Origin of the sequence: Actinomadura geliboluensis (assembly GCF_005889745.1) — a bacterium.
Lineage (GTDB): Bacteria > Actinomycetota > Actinomycetes > Streptosporangiales > Streptosporangiaceae > Spirillospora > Spirillospora geliboluensis.
The window spans coordinates 1-17,848 of record NZ_VCKZ01000047.1; the positions used below are offsets into that span (position 1 = coordinate 1).

The 17,848-nt window shown below is 74.9% G+C and carries 20 protein-coding genes; 9 read left to right on the forward strand and 11 right to left on the reverse strand.

Annotated features, from left to right (window positions below; genetic code table 11):
* From ETD96_RS09550 to ETD96_RS09570, 5 genes are all read right to left on the reverse strand, one after another.
* Positions 1-676 (reverse strand): ATP-binding cassette domain-containing protein (locus ETD96_RS09550; RefSeq protein WP_138635949.1); only part of this gene is annotated, 676 nt, incomplete at its 3' end.
* Positions 673-1,641, reverse strand: a complete 969-nt coding sequence (locus tag ETD96_RS09555; RefSeq protein WP_138635950.1) for an ABC transporter ATP-binding protein — start codon at positions 1,639-1,641, stop codon at positions 673-675. The genes ETD96_RS09555 and ETD96_RS09550, both read right to left, overlap by 4 nt.
* Positions 1,638-2,627, reverse strand: a complete 990-nt coding sequence (locus tag ETD96_RS09560; protein ID WP_138635951.1) for an ABC transporter permease — start codon at positions 2,625-2,627, stop codon at positions 1,638-1,640. Before ETD96_RS09560 ends, ETD96_RS09555 begins: the two co-directional genes overlap by 4 nt.
* Entirely contained in the window at positions 2,624-3,571 is a 948-nt protein-coding gene (locus ETD96_RS09565; RefSeq protein ID WP_138635952.1) for an ABC transporter permease, read from the reverse strand. Before ETD96_RS09565 ends, ETD96_RS09560 begins: the two co-directional genes overlap by 4 nt.
* Positions 3,571-5,235, reverse strand: a complete 1,665-nt coding sequence (locus tag ETD96_RS09570) for an ABC transporter substrate-binding protein (protein WP_138635953.1) — start codon at positions 5,233-5,235, stop codon at positions 3,571-3,573. Before ETD96_RS09570 ends, ETD96_RS09565 begins: the two co-directional genes overlap by 1 nt.
* 116 nt (positions 5,236-5,351) lie before the next feature.
* On the opposite strand from ETD96_RS09570, the gene ETD96_RS09575 reads away from it, so the two are divergent.
* Positions 5,352-6,845 carry an aminopeptidase P family protein gene (locus tag ETD96_RS09575; RefSeq protein WP_138635975.1) on the forward strand — a complete coding sequence of 498 codons (1,494 nt, stop codon included), beginning with the start codon at positions 5,352-5,354 and terminating at the stop codon, positions 6,843-6,845.
* Positions 6,846-6,912: 67 nt separating this feature from the next.
* Here the strand turns inward: ETD96_RS09575 and ETD96_RS09580 are convergent, their stop codons facing one another.
* The 3 genes from ETD96_RS09580 to ETD96_RS09590 all read right to left on the reverse strand — a co-directional run bounded on the left by ETD96_RS09580 (position 6,913) and on the right by ETD96_RS09590 (position 10,031).
* Positions 6,913-8,184 carry a S1 family peptidase gene (locus ETD96_RS09580; protein ID WP_138635954.1) on the reverse strand — a complete coding sequence of 424 codons (1,272 nt, stop codon included), beginning with the start codon at positions 8,182-8,184 and terminating at the stop codon, positions 6,913-6,915.
* Between the two features lie 153 nt (positions 8,185-8,337).
* Entirely contained in the window at positions 8,338-9,006 is a 669-nt protein-coding gene (locus tag ETD96_RS09585) for a GntR family transcriptional regulator (RefSeq protein WP_138635955.1), read from the reverse strand.
* A 68-nt stretch (positions 9,007-9,074) separates the two neighbouring features.
* Positions 9,075-10,031 carry a LysR family transcriptional regulator gene (locus ETD96_RS09590; protein WP_138635956.1) on the reverse strand — a complete coding sequence of 319 codons (957 nt, stop codon included), beginning with the start codon at positions 10,029-10,031 and terminating at the stop codon, positions 9,075-9,077.
* Between the two features lie 177 nt (positions 10,032-10,208).
* Between ETD96_RS09590 and ETD96_RS09595 the strand changes: the two genes are divergently transcribed.
* Entirely contained in the window at positions 10,209-10,766 is a 558-nt protein-coding gene (locus ETD96_RS09595) for an ATP-binding protein (protein WP_138635957.1), read from the forward strand.
* A 1-nt stretch (position 10,767) separates the two neighbouring features.
* Here the strand turns inward: ETD96_RS09595 and ETD96_RS09600 are convergent, their stop codons facing one another.
* Positions 10,768-11,433 carry a GntR family transcriptional regulator gene (locus ETD96_RS09600; protein ID WP_138635958.1) on the reverse strand — a complete coding sequence of 222 codons (666 nt, stop codon included), beginning with the start codon at positions 11,431-11,433 and terminating at the stop codon, positions 10,768-10,770.
* A gap of 130 nt (positions 11,434-11,563) precedes the next feature.
* Between ETD96_RS09600 and ETD96_RS09605 the strand changes: the two genes are divergently transcribed.
* From ETD96_RS09605 to ETD96_RS09630, 6 genes are all read left to right on the forward strand, one after another.
* A complete protein-coding gene (locus ETD96_RS09605) occupies positions 11,564-12,175 on the forward strand; it encodes a helix-turn-helix domain-containing protein (RefSeq protein WP_138635959.1) in 612 nt (203 codons plus the stop codon).
* A gap of 87 nt (positions 12,176-12,262) precedes the next feature.
* Positions 12,263-13,423, forward strand: a complete 1,161-nt coding sequence (locus ETD96_RS09610; RefSeq protein WP_138635976.1) for an NAD(P)/FAD-dependent oxidoreductase — start codon at positions 12,263-12,265, stop codon at positions 13,421-13,423.
* On the forward strand, positions 13,420-13,734 hold the full coding sequence (locus ETD96_RS09615; protein ID WP_138635960.1) for a (2Fe-2S)-binding protein: 315 nt from the start codon (positions 13,420-13,422) through the stop codon (positions 13,732-13,734). Before ETD96_RS09610 ends, ETD96_RS09615 begins: the two co-directional genes overlap by 4 nt.
* Complete coding sequence (locus tag ETD96_RS09620) at positions 13,731-15,158, forward strand: FAD/NAD(P)-dependent oxidoreductase (RefSeq protein ID WP_138635961.1); 1,428 nt, start codon at positions 13,731-13,733, stop codon at positions 15,156-15,158. Before ETD96_RS09615 ends, ETD96_RS09620 begins: the two co-directional genes overlap by 4 nt.
* Positions 15,155-16,081 carry a dihydrodipicolinate synthase family protein gene (locus tag ETD96_RS09625; protein WP_138635962.1) on the forward strand — a complete coding sequence of 309 codons (927 nt, stop codon included), beginning with the start codon at positions 15,155-15,157 and terminating at the stop codon, positions 16,079-16,081. Before ETD96_RS09620 ends, ETD96_RS09625 begins: the two co-directional genes overlap by 4 nt.
* Positions 16,081-17,082 carry a proline racemase family protein gene (locus tag ETD96_RS09630; RefSeq protein ID WP_138635963.1) on the forward strand — a complete coding sequence of 334 codons (1,002 nt, stop codon included), beginning with the start codon at positions 16,081-16,083 and terminating at the stop codon, positions 17,080-17,082. Before ETD96_RS09625 ends, ETD96_RS09630 begins: the two co-directional genes overlap by 1 nt.
* A 19-nt stretch (positions 17,083-17,101) precedes the next feature.
* Here the strand turns inward: ETD96_RS09630 and ETD96_RS09635 are convergent, their stop codons facing one another.
* Positions 17,102-17,224 carry a hypothetical protein gene (locus tag ETD96_RS09635; RefSeq protein ID WP_274704597.1) on the reverse strand — a complete coding sequence of 41 codons (123 nt, stop codon included), beginning with the start codon at positions 17,222-17,224 and terminating at the stop codon, positions 17,102-17,104.
* Positions 17,225-17,263: 39 nt separating this feature from the next.
* On the opposite strand from ETD96_RS09635, the gene ETD96_RS46560 reads away from it, so the two are divergent.
* Positions 17,264-17,398, forward strand: coding sequence for a hypothetical protein (locus ETD96_RS46560; RefSeq protein WP_240807432.1), 135 nt, complete (start codon positions 17,264-17,266; stop codon positions 17,396-17,398).
* A gap of 12 nt (positions 17,399-17,410) precedes the next feature.
* Here ETD96_RS46560 and ETD96_RS09640 read toward each other — a convergent pair whose 3' ends face one another.
* The gene (locus ETD96_RS09640) at positions 17,411-17,848 is read right to left on the reverse strand and encodes a VOC family protein (protein ID WP_138635964.1); all 438 of its coding nucleotides are present in this window, start codon (positions 17,846-17,848) and stop codon (positions 17,411-17,413) included.

Sequence of the window (17,848 nt, forward strand, 5' to 3'; positions counted from 1 at the left end):
AGATGTGTATAAGATACAGGTACATCACGGCGACCCGGTCGCACACGTGCCGCACCACGGCGAGGTCGTGCGCGATGAACACGTACGCCAGGCCGAGGCGCCGCCGCAGCCCGGCCAGCAGGTTGACGATCTGGGCCTGGATCGACACGTCCAGCGCCGACACCGGCTCGTCCGCGACAACGAGGCGAGGGCCGGTGACCAGCGCCCGCGCGATCCCGATCCGCTGCGCCTGCCCGCCGGAGAACTCGTGCGGGTACCGGTCGGCGTGCTCGGCGCCGAGGCCGACGAACTCCAGCATCTCCCGCACCCGCGGGACGGGGTCGGCCTCGCCCTGCGCGCGCAGCGGCGCCGCCACGATGGAGCCGACCGTGTGCCGGGGGTTCAGCGACGCGAACGGGTCCTGGAAGATGATCTGGAGGTCGCGGCGCAGCGGGCGCATCCGCCGCTGCGACAGCCCGGTGATGTCGCGCCCGTCGAAGGTGATCCGCCCGGCGGTCGGGTCCAGCAGCCGGACGAGCATCCGCCCGGTCGTGGACTTGCCGCAGCCAGACTCGCCGACCAGCCCGAGCGCCTCCCCGGCGCGCACCTCCAGGTCGAGGCCGTCCACCGCGCGGACGGCGCCGTGCCGGGTGCGGAACGTCTTCGTCAGCCCGTCCAGGCTGAGCAGCGGGGTCATCCCGCCACCTCCCCACCGGCCGTCAGCAGATGGCAGGCCGCCGGGTGCGGCGCGCCCCGCAGCGGCGGCCGGTCGGTCGCGCACACCGCGATCCGCTCCGGGCACCGCGGCTCGAACGGGCACCCCGCCGGGGGACGCGACGGCGACGGCGGGGCGCCCGGGATCGGGACCAGCTCGCCGGGCGGCCCGGTCAGCCGGGGCAGCGAGCCGAGCAGGCCGCGGGTGTAGGGGTGCCGGGGCGCGGCGAACAGCGCACCGGCCGCCGCGCGCTCCACGGCCCGTCCCGCGTACATGACCAGGACGTCGTCGGCGACCCGCGCGACCACCCCGAGATCGTGGGTGATCATCAGGACGGCGAGGCCGCGGTCGCGCTGGATCCGCGCGATCAGCTCCAGGATCTGCGCCTGGACGGTCACGTCCAGCGCGGTCGTCGGCTCGTCGGCGATCAGCAGCTCCGGCTCGCAGGCCAGCGCCATCGCGATCATGACGCGCTGGCGCATGCCGCCGGAGAACTGGTGCGGGTGGTCGCGGGCGCGCTCGCCCGGGTCGGGGATGCCGACGTCGCCGAGCAGCCGGACGGCGTGCGCGTGCGCCGCGCGGCGGGACTCGCCGAAGTGCAGCCGGCGCGCCTCGGCGATCTGCTCGCCGACCCGGTAGTGCGGGTGCAGCGAGGTCAGCGGGTCCTGGAAGATCATCGCGATCCGGCGGCCGCGCAGCGCGCGGATCCGCTCCCGGCCGGCGCCGACGACCTCGGTGCCGGCGACGTCGATCGACCCGGTCACCCGGGCCCGGTCGTGCAGCCCCATGACGGCGAGGCTGGTCACGGACTTGCCGGAGCCGGACTCGCCGACGATGCCGAGGGTGCGGCCCGCGCCGACGGTGAACGACAGCCCGTCCACCGCGCGCACCGGCCCCCGCGGGGTCGGGAACTCGACGACGAGGTCCCGGACGGTCAGCGGCGTCATGCGTACCTCACCTGGGGGTCGATCGCGGCGTAGAGCAGGTCGACCGCGAGGTTGGCGAAGGTGATGAAGAACGCGGCCAGCAGCGCGACCCCCATCACGACCGGCTGGTCGGACTTGTCGATCGCGTCGATGGTGAGCCGGCCGACGCCGGGCAGCCCGAACACGCTCTCGGTGATCACGGCGCCGCCGAGCAGCGCGCCGAGGTCCATGCCGAACACGGTGAGGACGGGGGTGAGCCCGGCCCGCAGACCGTGCTTGGCGACGACGGTCCGCTCGGGCAGGCCCTTGGCGCGCGCCGTCCGGATGTAGGGCTCGGCCATCGTCTCCACCATCGACGCCCGCGACATCCGCGCGTACATGGCCGCGTACAGCAGCGCCAGCGCCGCCCAGGGCAGGACGAGGTTCCGCGCCCAGCCGACGGGGTCGTCCGCGATCGGCACGTAGCTGGAGTAGGGCAGCAGGCCGCCGAGCTGGACGACCAGGACGGTCAGCGCCATCGCCGTGAAGTAGATGGGCAGGGACGCGGCGGTGAGCATGCCGACCATCAGCGTCCGGTCCAGCAGGGTGTCCTTGCGCAGCGCGGACACGACGCCGACGCCGACGCCGCCCGCGAGCCACAGGACGGCGGCGCCGACCCCGATCGACAGGGTCGTGGGGAGCCGCTGCATCATCAGGTCCCAGACCGGCATGTTGTTCTGGTAGGAGAACCCGAGGCACGGGAAGTGGCACTGGACGGCCAGGGGCCCCGACCCGTAGGTGCGGCCGGCGAAGATCCCGGCGAGGTAGTCGGTGAACTGGCGCCACAGCGGCCGGTCCAGGCCCATCTGGTGGTGCAGCATCGCGAGCCGCTCCGGCGTGCACGACTTCCCGCACGCCTGCAGCGCCGGGTCGGCGGGGAACACGTAGAAGATCGTGAAGGTGACCGCGCAGATGACGAGCAGCACGCCCGCGACGCCGGCCAGCCGCAGCGCGAGGTAGCGGATCACCGGTCGGCCCCGCGCGGGTCGAGGGCGTCCCGGAACGCGTCGCCGAGCAGCGTGAACGCGAGCACGGTCAGCAGCAGGCACACGCCGGGCACCACGAAGAACGTCGGGTCGACCTGGTACCAGTCGATCGCCTTGGCCATCATCTGCCCCCAGGACGCGTCCGGCGGCCGGACGCCGATGCCGAGGAACGACAGCGCCGCCTCGGTGCCGATGTTGATCGGGATGGTGAGCGTGGCGTAGACGAGCACCGGCGCCAGCAGGTTCGGCAGCACCTCGCGGAACACGATCCGGGTGCGCGGCATGCCGGTGGCGCGCGCGGCGTCCACGAACTCCCGGTGGCGCAGCGAGAGCGCCTGCCCGCGCACGATCCGCCCGATGTAGGGCCAGCCGAAGAAGCCCATGACGACCACCAGCTCCAGCATCCGGTTCGCCTCCGGCAGCACCGACACCAGGGCGATCATGAAGATGAGGTGGGGGAAGGACAGCACGAGGTCCATGGCGCGGCTGATCAGCGCGTCGACCCGGCCGCCGGCGAAGCCCGCGGCGAGCCCGAGGACGGTGCCGGCGACGGTGGAGACGCAGGTCGCCGCGACGGAGATCAGCAGCGAGACGCGGGCGCCGTAGACCGTCCGGCTGAACACGTCGCGTCCGGTGCCGGGCTCGACGCCCAGCCAGAAGTCGCCGTCGATGCCGCCGAACGCGCCCTTGGGCGCCCCGGCGAGCGCCTTGTCGATCTTCTCCGGGTGGAACTCGTTCGGGCCGTGCCCGTTCAGCGCGGTGAGCAGCGGGGCGGCGACGGCCATCAGCACGAACAGCGCGATGATCGCGAGGCCGGCGAGGGCGGCGGGGTCGCGGCGCAGCCGCCCGCCGGCCAGCCGCCAGGGCGACCGGCCGGCGGGCGCCGGCGCGCCGCCCGCCGCCTCGGTGAGCGACGGGACGGCCACTACTTCACCCCGAGGACGGCGAAGTCGAGCTCGCCCTCCCAGATGGGGTGGCCGAACGCGCCGGTGACCTTGGAGCCGTGCAGCAGCGGCAGCTTGTCGTGGATCAGCGGGACCATCGGCGACAGGCCCATCAGGTCGCGGTCGAGCGCCTGCCACCGGGCGGGGTCGTTCGCCGCCACGGCCGCGTCGATCTTCGCGTTGACCCCCTCGTCGTCGAGCTGGGAGACGACGGTGTTGCCCTTCGGCGCGATGGTGCGGCCGTCGAAGATCGGCGGGATGAACGAGCCGGCGGACGGGTAGTCGGCGCACCAGCCGTAGAAGACCAGCTCGTCCTCCTTCTCGATGTCGCCGATGGCGTCGTAGTAGACGCTCTTCGCGACGGAGTTGATCTGGACCTTCACGCCCGCCCGCGCGAGCGCCTGCTGGACGGCCTCCGCCTCGGCCTTGCCCTGCTCGGTGCTGGTCGTGGTCAGGCGGATCGACAGGCCCGCGCTCTTGCCGGCGGCGGCGAGCAGCTCCCGTGCCTTGGCGGGGTCGCCGGTGGGCGGGGCCTTGTAGACGTCCTGGGCCCGCCCGCCGGTCATGGCGGGCGGGAGGTAGGAGCCGGCGAGTTCGCCGACGCCGCTGCCGCCGTGCGCGGTGCGGTACGCCTCCTTGTCGACGGCGAACTGCATCGCCTGCCGCACCTTCGGGTCGTCGAACGGGGGCTTGGAGGTGTTCATCGCGAGGAACCGCGTGCACAGGCTGGTCGCGCTGACGAACCGCTTCTTGACGTCCGGGCGGGTCAGGACGCGGGGCATGCTGGCCGGGGCGACGCTGTAGAGGGTGACGGCCCGCTGGTCCCCGCCCTGGTCGGCGATCAGCCGCTGGTCGATGGTGGGCTGCGCGATGCCCTCCTCGACGACGATCCGGTCGGGGTTGGCCTGCCGGACGCCGTCGGTCGCCTTGCTCCAGTGCGGGTTCCTGACCAGCGCCAGCCTCTTGCCCCGGTCGTAGGACTCCACCTTGTAGGGGCCGGACGAGAACGGCCGCCTGTCGAAGTTGACGCCGGTGTCCTCGGCCTTCGGGACGGGCGCGAACGTCGGCAGCGTCGTGATCTTCGGCCAGTCCATGGACGGTTCCTTGAGCTGGAACACGATGGTCTGCGCGTCCGGGGCCTTGATGGAGGCGAGGCCGTTCTCGTCCTGGTAGGGGCCCTTGTAGCGGTCGCCGCCCGCGAGCATCGTCCTGGCGTAGCCGGGCCCCTCCGGGAGGTCGGGGGCGAAGGAACGCTCCACGCCGTACTTGACGTCGGCGCTCGTGATGGGCGAGCCGTCCTCGAACTTCAGGCCGGGCTTGAGGTGGAACGTCCAGGTCCTGCCGTGGTCGGACGTGGTGCCGGTGCCGGTCGCGAGATCGGGGACGACCTCGGTGCCCGCCTGGCCGGGCTTCGCGGCGTAGGTCGTCAGCGTCCGGTAGAGCAGCCGGGTGCCGAAGTCCATCGCGAACATCACGTAGTTGCGCTGCGGGTCGAGGTGGGCGAAGTCCTCGTTGAACAGGACGGTGAGGGTGCCGCCGGCCTTGGGCGCGGCCCCGTCGCCGCCCGAGCCGCAGGCGGCGGACGCGCCGCCGGCGACGGCCAGCGAGAGGGCGAGGGCGAAACAGGTCCTTACCGGACGTCTCATGGCATCTCCGTGCATCGTCGGGCGGAGTGCCATATAAAATAGTACAGTGCAATTGCACTACAAGGCCCGTTATCGAATCTCCACATCCGGGACAGCACACGGAGGACATGGCCGCCATGGACGACCGCCCCACCGACCGACCCGCCGCCGACCCGCCGGGTCGATCCGCGGCCCCATCCGCCGACCGGTTCGCCACGGGCAGCCATGACCTGCCCGTCTCCGCGGCGCTCGCCTCCTTCATGACCACCGGCTGGGCCGCGCCCGACACGCCGCCCGCCGAGCGGCTGCCGGTCGCGGCCTACGCGGAGAAGCGGCGCGCCGCCCTCTCGGCCCGCTTCCCGGGCGAGCGCCTCGTCCTGCCCGCCGGGCCGCCGAAGGTCCGCAGCAACGACTGCGACCACCGCTACCGCCCCCACACCGCCTACGCGCACCTGTCCGGCGACACCGCGGCGGACACCGGGACCGGCGCCGTCCTGGTGCTGGAGCCGACCGCCGCCGGGCACGACGCCGTCCTCTACCACCGGCCCCGGTCGCCGCGCGGCGACGGCGGCTTCTACCGGGACCGCCGGCACGGGGAGTTCTGGGTCGGCCGCCGCGCCGCCCTCGCCGAGACCGAGGAGCGGCTCGGCCTCGCCTGCGCGCCGCTGGACGACCTCGCCGGCGCGCTCCGCGGGCCGCGCCCCGCCCGCGTGATCCGGGGCGTGGACCCGGCGGTCGACGCGGCGGTCCCGGTCCGGGACGCCGAACGCGACCGCGAGTTCGCCGCGGCCGCCGCCGAACTCCGCCTCATCAAGGACGAATGGGAGATCGCGCAGCTCCAGGCCGCCGTCGACCACACCGTGACGGCCTTCACCGCCGTCGCCGCCGCGCTCCCCCGCGCGACCGGGATGCCGCGCGGCGAGCGCTGGGTCGAGGGGACGTTCGAACGCGTCGCGCGGATGGAGGGCAACGGCGTCGGCTACGAGACGATCGCCGCGTCCGGGGCGCACGCGTGCGTCCTGCACTGGACCCGCAACGACGGCACGCTGCGGCTCGGGGAGATGCTCCTGCTCGACGCCGGCGTGGAGACCGACACCCTCTACACCGCCGACGTCACCCGCACGATCCCGGTCAGCGGCTGGTTCACCCCGCGCCAGCGGCAAGTCTACGACCTCGTCTACCTCGCGCAGGAGGCGGGCCTCGCGGCGGTGCGCCCGGGCGCCCGCTTCCGCGACTTCCACCTGGCCGCGATGCGCGTCATCGCCGAGGGCCTCCAGGAGTGGGGCGTGCTGCGCAGCGCCGAGGAGGCGCTCGACCCCGAGTCGGGCGTCTACCGCCGCTACACGCTGTGCAGCAGCGGGCACATGCTCGGCATGGACGTGCACGACTGCGCGGCCGCGCGCGCGTCCCAGTACCTCGACGCGGAGTTGCGCCCCGGCCACGTCCTCACCGTCGAACCGGGCCTCTACCTGCAGCCGGACGACCTGACCCTGCCCCCGGAGCTGCGCGGCATCGGCGTCCGCATCGAGGACGACGTCGTCGTCACCGAGACCGGCGCGCGGCTGATGTCCGCCGAGCTGCCGCGCCATCCCGAGGAGATCGAGCTCTGGATGCAGTCCCTCGCGGGTTGAGAGCACGCCGGAGGGGCCGTGCCGCACCCGCCACCGGGTGCGGCACGGCCCCGTGTCCCGGGCGATGTCAGCCGCTGAGCAGCGACACGCCCCAGGTGGACAGGGCCCGGCCGATCGGTTCGTGGATCATGCCGCACCCGGAGTTCGGCCCGCCGCTCAGGATGCCGTGGGCGTAGTTGCCGTAGAACACGCCGCTGCCGCTGTCGCCCGGACCGTCGCACGCCGTGCTCCAGGTCATGCCGGAGAGCGTCCGGTTCGGGTAGGAGACGGTGGCGTCGATCTCGGTGACCGTCCCGCAGGTGTAGCCGGTCGTCGAGCCCTGCTTGCAGACGTATCCGCCGACGTAGTCGGCCTCGCTGCCGCGGACGGGCGTCTCGTACAGCACCCAGCCGCGCGGCTGCCACCAGCCGGGGTCGCCGACCGACACGATCGCGGAATCGCCGTACCAGCCGAACGTGTAGTCGGCGACGCCCCCGACGTTCTGGTAGCCGTAGCTGTAGGTGGACACGTCCCACCAGTAACCGAGCTCGGCGCAGTGGCCGGCGGTGAGCATGTAGTACCTGCCGCCCGAGTACGCCGTGAACGCGCTGGTGCACCGCGCCCCGCCGGTGAAGATCGCCAGCCCGGAGCGCAGCGGCGGGTCGCACGCGTAGTCGTCGTAGCAGTAGCGCGGCACCGACCGGTGCGCGTACGCGGAGACCTCCACGGCCGCGCCGAACTCGCGCTTCGCCCAGCTCAGCACGTCCTTCTGGGCGCGGGTGAGCGCGGCGCCGCGCACGCCGCCGAGCTTCACCGCGTTGCGGGACGTGACGATGCCGCTCTGGAGGCCGTTCCGGGCGCCCTCGTTGGCCTTGGCGATCCGCTCGGCCAGCGCGTCCGACACCTTCTGGAGGTGGTCGAAGCCGTACCGGACGGTGGTCGTGGCGGTGTCGCCCATGCCGGACGCCCTGGCGGCGCCGCGCGCCTTGGGCGCCGCCGATCCGGCGGTCACGCCGACGGTGAGCCGGCCGCCGTGCGCCTGGTCGATCCAGGCTCCGCCGTAGGCGGCGCCGAGGTCCGCGCGGATCTCGGCCGCGAGCCTGAGCTGGGCGGGTTGCCGGTCGGCGCGGCGCCGCGCCTCCGCGGCGGAGACGCCGTGGTCCTTCGTGATCTGTGTGACGAGTGCCTGCTCGGCCTCCTTCTGGGTCTGTACCTGGGTGCCGGTACGGGGGGACGGGGCGGGGGGCGCGCCGCGGTCGCCCGCCGCACCGGCGCGGGCCGGTGCGGTGAGCGCGGTCGCGGACAGCGCGGCGGCCAGGGCCAGGGCCAGGGCGGCGCGGCTGCGCTTGTGGCGGACCATCCGGGGTTCCTCCTTCGCGGACCGGGGGGAGTGCCACGGCCCGGTGCCGTGGCGTCCGCTGTGCAATGTGAAATTGCACTGTAAAATGTAAAATGGTCCTTGCCAAGGGCCGGTGCGTCCGGTTCCCCGGAGGACGAGCTCAGGCGGGTGGGGTCAGGCGTCCGCGTTCCGGACGTGGTCGAGGTGGCGGGTCATGATGCCGCCGGCGCGCTCGGCGTCGCCGGCGACCAGGGCGTCCAGCAGCCGGAGGTGCTCGTCGGCCGACGCCGCCAGCTCGGCCGCCGCCGCGGGCTTGACGAGCCCGTGCATGCGGGACCGGTCGCGCAGGTCGAGGACCGTCCGGACGAGGGTCCGGTTGCCGGTGAGTTCGAGCAGCTCGGTGTGGAACCGGCGGTCGGCGTCCAGGAACCGGAGGGCGTCGCCGTGCGCCGCCGCCTCCGCGCCCTCCTCGGCGAGGGAGCGCAGCCGCGCGCGGGCCTCCGCGGGCACGGCCCCGGCCAGCCGCACGACCGCGGGAACCTCGACCATCTCCCGGAGCTCGGTCAGCTCGGCGAGGTCGCGGTCGGACAGCGGGACCACCCGGAAGCCGCGGTTGCGCACCGCCTCGAACAGCCCGTCCCGGACGAGGTCGATCATGGCTTCGCGGACGGGCGTGGCGGAGATGCCGAACTCCTCGGCCAGTGTGGGGGCGGAGTAGACGACGCCCGACCGCAGCGTGCCGCTGGCGAGCGCGTGGCGCAGCGCCTCGGCCACCTGTCCGCGGAGGCTGGTGTGGCCGCCGAGGTCCGGAAGTCCGCCCACGGCGTCGGCCACCGTATCCATATGCCTCCTCCTCACCCGCGATCAGAATACCGTTCCACGCGGGCGAAGCCGCAGCGCAGGCGCCGCGCTCACAGCAGCGGGTGGACGTGCGGATGGGCGTGCCACCAGGCGCCGAACGCCGGATGGCGGTCCGCGTGCTCGACGAAGGCGGCGGCGAGGCCCCGGTAGAGGGCCGCGGCGTCCGCGTCGTTCAGCCGGTCCCGGCGCCAGGCGACGATCAGCTTGGCGACCTGCGGCTCCCCCGCCAGCGGCCGGACCACCGTGCCGGGCTGCGGCGGCCACGACGGATCCACCAGCCGCACCCCGTGCCCGGCCGCGACCAGCGGGCAGGCGGCGCCGCTCGGCGCCTCGTAGCGCACGACGGGCTCGAAGCCGGCGGCGCGGCAGGAGGCGCGCAGCGACGCCAGCGAGCCGTCGTCGGCGCCGGGCGGGCCGATCCAGGACTCGTCCTTCAGGTCGACCAGGTCGATCTCGTCCCGCCCGGCCAGCGGATGGTCCGCGGCGAGCGCCACGAAGATCGGGTAGCGGGGCACCAGCGTGCGGCTGACCACCGGGGCGGTCAGCGCGACGTCGAAGCCCTCCATGATCCCGAGCAGCGCGGCGTCGAGGCGGCCCCGGTTGAGGGCGTCGCCGAGCAGCGCCGAGGACGGCTCGATGCGCAGCGAGACCTCCCGGCCGGGCAGTTCCCCGCCGACCCGCTCGACGATGCTGCCGACGCAGGCGAGGTGCACGCAGCCGAGGGCGAGGGCCGTGCCCGGCTCCGCCGGCGCGGGCAGTTCGCCGAAGAGGGTGTCCAGCTCCGCCAGCACGGTCCGCGCCCGGGCGACGACCTGCCGCCCCAGCGCCGTCGGCTCCAGGCCCGCGCGGCTGCGCTCGAACAGCCGCCCGCCGACGATCTCCTCGACCCTGCGGAGCTGGCTCGACATGGCGGGCTGCGACACCCCCATCCGCGCCGCGGCCCGGGTGACGCTTCCCGTCTCCGCCATCGCGCAGACCATGCGCAGATGACCGATATCGAGATCCATAGCCGGAAATTATGCACCAGCTGATGCCCGCCGTTCCGGGCTCGCGGCAATACTTCCCGTACCTCTCCGGCAGAAGGGAGCACCACCGTTTCCCCGCCGCCGGAAGGGGGCTCCTCACCGCCTCCCCCTTCCGGCGGTCCGGCCCGCGCCGGGCCGGTACGCCCAGGGAAGGCGATCATGATGACGGACAACTCGCGGATCTCCGGGACGGAGGCCGCCCGGTCAGCGAGCGCCTTTCCGGCGTGGCCGCTGCCGCCCGATCCGACGGCCGCGCCCACCGCGCGGTCCATTGCCGGGCGCCTCTCCGCCGAACTGGAACTCTCCCCGTCCGTGACGGACGACATTCGCACGATCGTTTCCGAGCTCGCGGCGAACGCGGTCCTGCACGGCGACCGGTGGAGCGCCGAATTATGGGCCCGGATCGGCCGGCGGAACCGGCCCCATGTCACGTTCACGGTGTTCGACGCCGGCCCCTGGCGCGGACCGGCCATGCTCCCGGCGGGTCCCATCGAGCCGTCCGAGGCCTGCCGGGGCCGCGGGCTCGCGCTGGTGAGCGCGCTGACGGCGGAGATCGGCGGGCGCTGGGGCGTGCATCCCGGCCGCGCCCGGCTCGGCGCGCCCGGCGGACCCGGCCGGGACCCGGTCTTCGGCAAGGCGGTCTACGTCGCCGTCCCCCTGCCGCTGAGGTTCTTGATCGTCCCGGAGTTCGGCGCGCCGTCGCGCGGACTCCGCTGAGTCAGCGGCGTTCGGGGCGGTCGGCCCAGATGCCGCGGATGTGGCGCAGGTGGTGGCGCGTCAGGGCCTCGGTGCGCGCCGCGTCGCCGTCCGCCACCGCGTCGAGGAGTTCCTCGTGCTCGCGGGCGGACGGCTCCAGCTCGCCGCGCTCCGCCAGCCGGGGGACGCCGTAGAGCCGCGACCTGTACCGCAGCTCGCTCACCAGCCGGACGAGGTGCGCGTTGCCGCCGAGCCCGAGCAGCGCGAGATGGAAGCGGTGGTCGGCCTCGATGTAGGCGAGGACGTCCCGCTCCCCCGCGGCCCGCACGATCGCCTCGGCCAGCGGCCGCAGCGCGCGGACCTCGGCGGCCCGGCCGGACTCCGCGACCCGGACGACGGCCGGAACCTCGATCAGCGCCCGCACCTCGGTGATCTCGTCCAGTTCCCGGTCCGACAGCTCGGTGACCCGGAACCCCTTGTTGCGGACGACGCCGACCAGCCCCTCGCGGGCGAGGTCGATCATCGCCTCCCGGACCGGGGTCGGGGACACCCCGAACCGGTCGGCGATCGCGGGAGCGGAGTAGACCGTGCCCGGCCGCATCTCGCCGCTGACGATCGCGGCCCGCAGCGCGTGGGCGATCTGCACCCGGACGCTCTTGCGCGGGCCGAGGGACGGCAGGTTCAGCATCGCGGTGGGCTCTCCCTCCGGACGGACGCTCCGGATAGTGACATGTAGTATTGCACTCGCACCTGACCGTCGTCGCGGCGCTACACTGGCTGTTCGTTAAAGCGAACGCTAGCGAGGGGCGGGCCGGAGCGTGAGCGCGTCAGGGGAATCGGTGCGGGACGTGCTGGCGGGCAACCTGCGGCGCGCGCGCCTGGAGCTCGGCCTGTCGCTGTCCGAGCTGTCCCGCCGCTCGAAGATCGGCAAGGCGACGCTCTCGCAACTGGAGGCGGGCGCCGGCAACCCCACCATCGAGACGGTGTTCAGCCTGGCCCGCGTGCTGGAGGTCCCCGTCTCCGAGCTGCTGGACGGGCAGCAGCCCGCCGGCCTCACCGTGGTCCGCGCGGCGGACGTGGAGGTGCTGCGCGGCGAGGGCGTCGACCTGCGGCCGCTGCGCGGGATCGCCTCCGGCGGCGCCCTGTTCGAGGTGTACGACCAGCGCTTCCGGGCCGGCCGCCGGCAGGACTCGCTGGGCCACGTTGGCACCGAGCACACGATCGTCCAGGACGGGCGGCTCGCCGTTCGGGTGGACGACCGGGACGTCGAGCTCGGCCCCGGCGACTACGTCAGCTTCGACGCCCGGCTCCCGCACTCCTACGCCGCGCTGGACGGCCCCGTCCGCTCGGTCCTGCTCCTGCAGTACGACGCCGACCAGCGGGTCCACTCGGCGCCCGCGGAACCGCCGCACCGCTCCGACGCGCCCTGACGATCCGGCCCGGCCGGGCCGTTGACATCCCGCGCGGGGCCGACGTACGCTCACAATCGTTCGGTTTATCGAACAATGGGAGCCGTGATGATGCGGGTCGTGGTGCTGGGCGCCGGGATGATCGGCGCCGCCTGCGCCCGCGAGCTGGCCCTGGCCGGCTGCGCGGTCACCGTCCTGGAGCGCGGCCGTCCCGCCGCCGCGACCACCGCGCACGGCGAGGGCAACGTCCTGGTGTCCGACAAGCCGCCCGGCCCCGAGCTGGAGCTGGCGCGGCTGTCCCGGCGGCTGTGGCCGGGGGTGCTCGACGGGCTCCCCGGCGCCGGGGGCGCGGAATGGGACCCCAAGGGCGGCATCGTCGTCGCCACCACCGAACCGGGCGCCGAGGCGCTGCGCGAGTTCGCCGCAGCCCAGCGCGCCGCCGGCGTCGACGCGCGGGAGCTGGACGCCGCCGCCCTCGCCGCCGCCGAACCGCACCTCACCACCGACGTGACCGCCGCCGTCCACTACCCCGAGGACGCCCAGGTGCAGCCCGCCGGGGCGGCCACCGCGCTGCTCGCCCACGCGGTGCGGCTCGGCGCGGAGCTGCGCACCGGCTGCGAGGTCCTCGGCGCCGTCACGCGCGGCGGCCGGCTGACCGGCGTGCGCACCCCCGCCGGGACCGTCGAGGCCGACGCGTTCGTCAACGCGGCCGGGCCCTGGTCGGGCGAGGTCGCCGCGCGGCTCGGCGTCCGGCTCGACGTGCGGCCCCGCCGCGGGGAGATCCTGGTCACCGCGCCGCGGCCGCCGACCGTCTTCCACAAGGTCTACGACGCCGACTACGTGGGCGCGGTCGGCAGCGGCGACGGGGAGCTGCAGTCCTCGGCGGTGGTGGAGTCCACCCGCGCGGGGACGATCCTGCTCGGCTCGTCGCGCCGCCGGGTCGGGTTCGACGACCGGACGCGCCCCGGCGTGCTGTCGGTGATCGCCCGCAAGGCGCTGCGGCTGTTCCCGTCGCTGGCCGGCGTGCCGGTGATGCGCGCCTACGGCGGGTTCCGCCCCTACGTGGCCGACCACCTCCCGGTGATCGGCGCCGACCCGGCCCTGGCCGGGCTGTGGCACGCCACCGGGCACGAGGGCGCCGGCATCGGGCTCGCCGCCGGGACCGCCGCCGTCCTGCGCGACCTGCTGCACGGCCGCGCACCCGAGGTCGGAGCGGAGCCGTTCCGCGTCGACCGGCCCGCCGTCAGACCGGAGGGAGCACCCGGATGACCCCGCGACTCGTGCGCGCGGACCGCGACGCCACCGGGCGCCGCGACGTCCCGCTGCGCATCACCGTGGACGGCGCGCCGCTCACCGGCGTCGCCGGCCAGACGATCGCCGGGGTGCTGATGGCGGCCGGCCGCACGGCCTGGCGGGAGAGCCCGTCGGGCACGCCGCGCGGCGTCTTCTGCGGCATCGGCGCGTGCTTCGACTGCCTGGTCACCGTCAACGGCGTCCCCGACGTGCGGGCCTGCCGCCGCCGGGCCCGCGACGGCGACGCCGTCACGACCCAGTCCCGCGCCGGGCGGGAGGCCCGGTGACGCGGCACGTCACGGTCGTCGGCGCCGGCCCGGCGGGCCTCGCGGCGGCGGCGGGCGCGCTGCGCGCCGGGGCGCGGGTGACGCTGCTCGACGCCGCCGACAACCCGGGCGGCCAGTACTACCGGATGCTCCCGGACGCCTACGCCGCCGCCGACCCCGGACGCCTGCACCACGGCTGGCGCGGCTTCGTCCGGCTCCGCGACCACGTGCTCGGGCACGTGCGCTGCGACTGGTGGCCGGAGAGCACGGTCTGGGCGCTGGAGCGCGAAGGGGAGGGCGCGCCGCACGTCCATGTGCTGCGCGGCGAGGCCGACGCGATGGGGCGGGAGCGCCGCGTGCTGCGGCCGGACGCGCTCGTCCTCGCGCCGGGCGCCCATGACCGCGTCCTGCCGTTCCCCGGGTGGGAGTTGCCCGGCGTCCACTCCGCCGGGGCCGCGCAGGCGCTGGCGAAGGGCGAGCGGGTCGTGGTCGGCGACCGCGTGCTGATCGCCGGCACCGGGCCGTTCCTGCTGCCGGTCGCCGCGTCGCTGCTGGAGGCTGGGTCGGCCGTCCGGGCGGTGCTGGAGGCGAACCCGGCGGCGACGGTCGCGCGCGGCTGGACGCGCCGCCCCCGGGAGCTGGCGTCCGAGGCCGGCAAGGCGGCGGAGCTCGCCGGGTACGCCGCGCTGCTCGCCCGGCACCGCGTCCCCTACCGGACGGGCCGCGCCGTGATCGAGGCGAGGGGCGACGGGCGGGTGGAGGAGGCGGTCACCGCGCGGCTGCGTCCCGACTGGTCGGTGGTCCCCGGCACCGAGAAGGCCGTCGCGGTGGACGCGCTGTGCGTCACCCACGGGTTCAGCCCGCAGCTCGAACTCCCCGTCGCGGCGGGCTGCCGGCTGCGCGGCAGCGGCGCGTCCGTCGAGGTGGACGGCGACCAGCACACCACCGTGCCAGGCGTGTACGCCGCCGGGGAGATCACCGGCATCGCCGGTGCCCAGGCCGCCCGCACCGAGGGGCTGATCGCGGGCTGGGCCGCAGGCGGCGGTGCCCCCGACTCCCCCATCGCGGTGTCAGCGCGCCGCCGCCGCGACCGGGGCCGCGCGTTCGCCGCGCGCCTCGCCGCCGCGCACCCGATCGGCGCGGCCTGGCGGGGCTGGCTGCGGCCCGGCACGGTCGTCTGCCGCTGCGAGGACGCCCGGTACGGCGACCTGCTCGACGCGGCCCGCGACCCGGCGGGGGCGTCGGCCCGCGCCGTCAAGCTCGGCACGCGCGCCGGCCTCGGCCCCTGCCAGGCGCGCGTCTGCGGCCCCACGGTCGCCGAACTGCTGTCCGGCGCGGTGGACGCGGCGAACCCGCACCACCGGCCCATCGCCCAGCCGATCCGCCTGGGCGAACTCGCGAATCCCCCCACCGGCACCACTGACCAGGAGGAGAGCGCTCGATGAGCGACACGGAGCTCCGGAGCCTCGGCGGCGTGATCGTCGCCACGGCGCTGCCCTACCGCGCGGACGCCGCCGCCCCCGCCGGGCTCGCCGTCGACTACGACGCCTACGCCGAGCACTGCCGCTGGCTCGTCGCGAGCGGCTGCCGGGGCGTCGGCCCGAACGGGTCCCTGGGCGAGTACTCGGCGCTCACGGACGAGGAGCGGCGCCGCGTCGCGCGCACCGCCGTCGAGGCCGTCGGCGGGGACGGGGTCGTGGTCGCCGGCGTGCACGGCCCCGGCTCCCACCAGGCGAAGCACTGGGCGGAGATCGCCGCCGAGGACGGCGCGGACGGCGTGCTGTGCCTGCCGCCGACCCTCTACCGGGCCAACCCCGCCGAGGTCGTCGCGCACTACGAGGCCGTCGCGTCCGCCGGGCTGCCGGTCATGGTCTACAACAACCCGATCGACACCAAGGTCGACCTGTCCCCCGCCCTGCTCGGCGAGATCGCGCAGATCGACGGGGTCGTGGCGGTGAAGGAGTTCTCCGGCGACGTCCGCCGCGTCCTGGAGATCAAGGAGACCGCGCCGGGGCTGGAGGTCGTCGCGGGCGCCGACGACGTGGTGCTGGAGTCGCTGCTGATGGGCGCGACCGGCTGGTTCGCCGGCTTCCCCAACGTGTTCCCCGCCGCGTCCGCCCGGCTGTACGAGCTGGCCACGGCCGGAAAGCTGGCGGAGGCACGCGCCCTGTACGAGCCGCTGGTGGCCGCGTTCCGCTGGGACTCGCGGACCGAGTTCGTCCAGGCCATCAAGCTCGGCATGGACCAGGTCGGCCGGTACGGCGGCCCGTGCCGCCCGCCGCGCGGCCCGCTCACCGCCGCGCAGCGCGCCGCCGTCACCGCCGACATGGACCGCGCCATCGCCGCGCTCCGGGACGAGGCCGCCTGATGCGCTCCGTCCGGTCGATCACCGCCGTCGACTCGCACACCGAGGGAATGCCGACCCGCGTCGTCACCGGCGGCGTCCCGCCCCTCCCCGGCGCGACGATGGCCGAGCGCCGCGACCACGCCGTCCGGCACCTGGACGGGCTGCGCCGCTTCCTGGTGGACGAGCCGCGCGGCCACTCCGCGATGAGCGGCGCGATCCTGCAGCCCCCGGCCCGGCCGGACGCGGACTGGGGCGTCGTCTACATCGAGGTCAGCGGGTTCCTGCCGATGTGCGGGCACGGCACCATCGGCGTCGCGACCGTCCTGGTCGAGACCGGGATGGTCCCGGTCACCGAGCCGGAGACGGTCGTCCGGCTGGACACCCCGGCGGGGCTGGTGGAGGCGCGCGTCGCCGTCCGCGACGGCGTCGCGGAGCACGTCACGCTCCGCAACGTCGCCTCGTTCGCGCTCCGGCGGGACGCCGCGGTGGCGGTGCCCGGTCTCGGCGACGTCCGCTACGACCTCGCCTACGGCGGCAACTTCTACGCCATCACCGACCTGGCGCCGCTCGGGCTGCCGTTCGACCGGGCCCGCAAGGACGACATCCTCAAGGCCGGGCTGGCGGTGATGGCGGCGATCAACGACGCCGATCCGCCCGTCCATCCGGCCGACCCGCTGATCGCCGGGTGCAAGCACGTCCAGTTCCTCGCGCCCGGGTCCACGGCGCGGCACTCCCGCAACGCCATGGCGATCCATCCCGGCTGGTTCGACCGGTCGCCGTGCGGCACCGGGACGTCCGCCCGGATGGCGCAGCTCCACGCGCGCGGCGAACTGCCGCTGCACACCGACTTCGTCAACGAGTCGTTCATCGGCACCCGGTTCACCGGGCGGCTGGTCGGCACCGCCGACGTCGCCGGGGTCCCCGCCGTCGTGCCCGAGTTCACCGGACGCGCCTGGATCACCGGCACCGCCACCTACCTGCTCGACCCCGCCGACCCCTTCCCCGAAGGCTTCGTGCTCTGACGGGTCGCGGTCCGGCGGGTCAGCCGAGGGCGGCGGCGTCGATGACGAACCGGTAGCGGACGTCGGACGCCAGGACCCTCTCGTACGCCTCGTCGACCTGGTCGGCCGAGATCAGCTCGATCTCGGCGCCAAGCCCTTCCACCACCCGGTCGTCGGGGACCTGCTCCTGACCTACGAGTCCATGGAGCTGCCCGCCGACGACCTCACCGTGGTCGCCTACGGCACCGAACCCGGCGGCGACTCCGCGGAGAAGCTGCGCCTCTTGGCCAGCTGGGTCGCCGAGCAGGCCGAGCACGAGCCCGCGCTCGGGGACTGACCGGCGCCCCGGTCAGTCGAGGCAGAACTCGTTGCCCTCGGGGTCGGCCATGATGATGTGGCCGGCGCCGAGGGGCGGGGCCGGCTCGTGGCGCCGGAGGCGGGCGGCGCCGTGCGAGACGAGACGGTCGGCCTCGGCTTCGAGGGCCGCCATCCGGTCGTCGCCCTGGAGTCCGGGGGCGGCGCGCACGTCGAGGTGGACGCGGTTCTTGACCTGCTTCGGTTCCGGGACGCGCTGGAAGAACAGCCGCGGGCCGGCGCCGTCGGGGTCGACCACCGCCGAGGCGTCGTTGCGGTTCTCCGGCGGCACGCCCATGGCCTCCAGGGCCTCGTCCCAGGTGGCGAAGCCGCCGGGCGGGTCCTGCAGCCGGTAGCCGAGGGCCTCGGCCCAGAACGCCGCGAGGGCGGCGGGGTCGGCGCAGTCGAAGGTGATCTGGACGTCGCGGGCCAT

Excerpts from the sequence above, each read along its gene's own strand:
- ETD96_RS09640 (WP_138635964.1), bottom strand. The coding sequence starts at position 17,848 with ATGGCCCGCGACGTCCAGATCACCTTCGACTGCGCCGACCCCGCCGCC.
- ETD96_RS09610 (WP_138635976.1), top strand. The coding sequence starts at position 12,263 with ATGATGCGGGTCGTGGTGCTGGGCGCCGGGATGATCGGCGCCGCCTGC.
- ETD96_RS09630 (WP_138635963.1), top strand. The coding sequence starts at position 16,081 with ATGCGCTCCGTCCGGTCGATCACCGCCGTCGACTCGCACACCGAGGGA.
- ETD96_RS09585 (WP_138635955.1), bottom strand. The coding sequence starts at position 9,006 with ATGGATACGGTGGCCGACGCCGTGGGCGGACTTCCGGACCTCGGCGGC.
- ETD96_RS09590 (WP_138635956.1), bottom strand. The coding sequence starts at position 10,031 with ATGGATCTCGATATCGGTCATCTGCGCATGGTCTGCGCGATGGCGGAG.
- ETD96_RS09625 (WP_138635962.1), top strand. The coding sequence starts at position 15,155 with ATGAGCGACACGGAGCTCCGGAGCCTCGGCGGCGTGATCGTCGCCACG.
- ETD96_RS46560 (WP_240807432.1), top strand. The coding sequence starts at position 17,264 with ATGGAGCTGCCCGCCGACGACCTCACCGTGGTCGCCTACGGCACCGAA.
- ETD96_RS09555 (WP_138635950.1), bottom strand. The coding sequence starts at position 1,641 with ATGACGCCGCTGACCGTCCGGGACCTCGTCGTCGAGTTCCCGACCCCG.
- ETD96_RS09595 (WP_138635957.1), top strand. The coding sequence starts at position 10,209 with ATGATGACGGACAACTCGCGGATCTCCGGGACGGAGGCCGCCCGGTCA.
- ETD96_RS09600 (WP_138635958.1), bottom strand. The coding sequence starts at position 11,433 with ATGCTGAACCTGCCGTCCCTCGGCCCGCGCAAGAGCGTCCGGGTGCAG.
- ETD96_RS09575 (WP_138635975.1), top strand. The coding sequence starts at position 5,352 with ATGGACGACCGCCCCACCGACCGACCCGCCGCCGACCCGCCGGGTCGA.
- ETD96_RS09615 (WP_138635960.1), top strand. The coding sequence starts at position 13,420 with ATGACCCCGCGACTCGTGCGCGCGGACCGCGACGCCACCGGGCGCCGC.
- ETD96_RS09570 (WP_138635953.1), bottom strand. The coding sequence starts at position 5,235 with ATGAGACGTCCGGTAAGGACCTGTTTCGCCCTCGCCCTCTCGCTGGCC.
- ETD96_RS09580 (WP_138635954.1), bottom strand. The coding sequence starts at position 8,184 with ATGGTCCGCCACAAGCGCAGCCGCGCCGCCCTGGCCCTGGCCCTGGCC.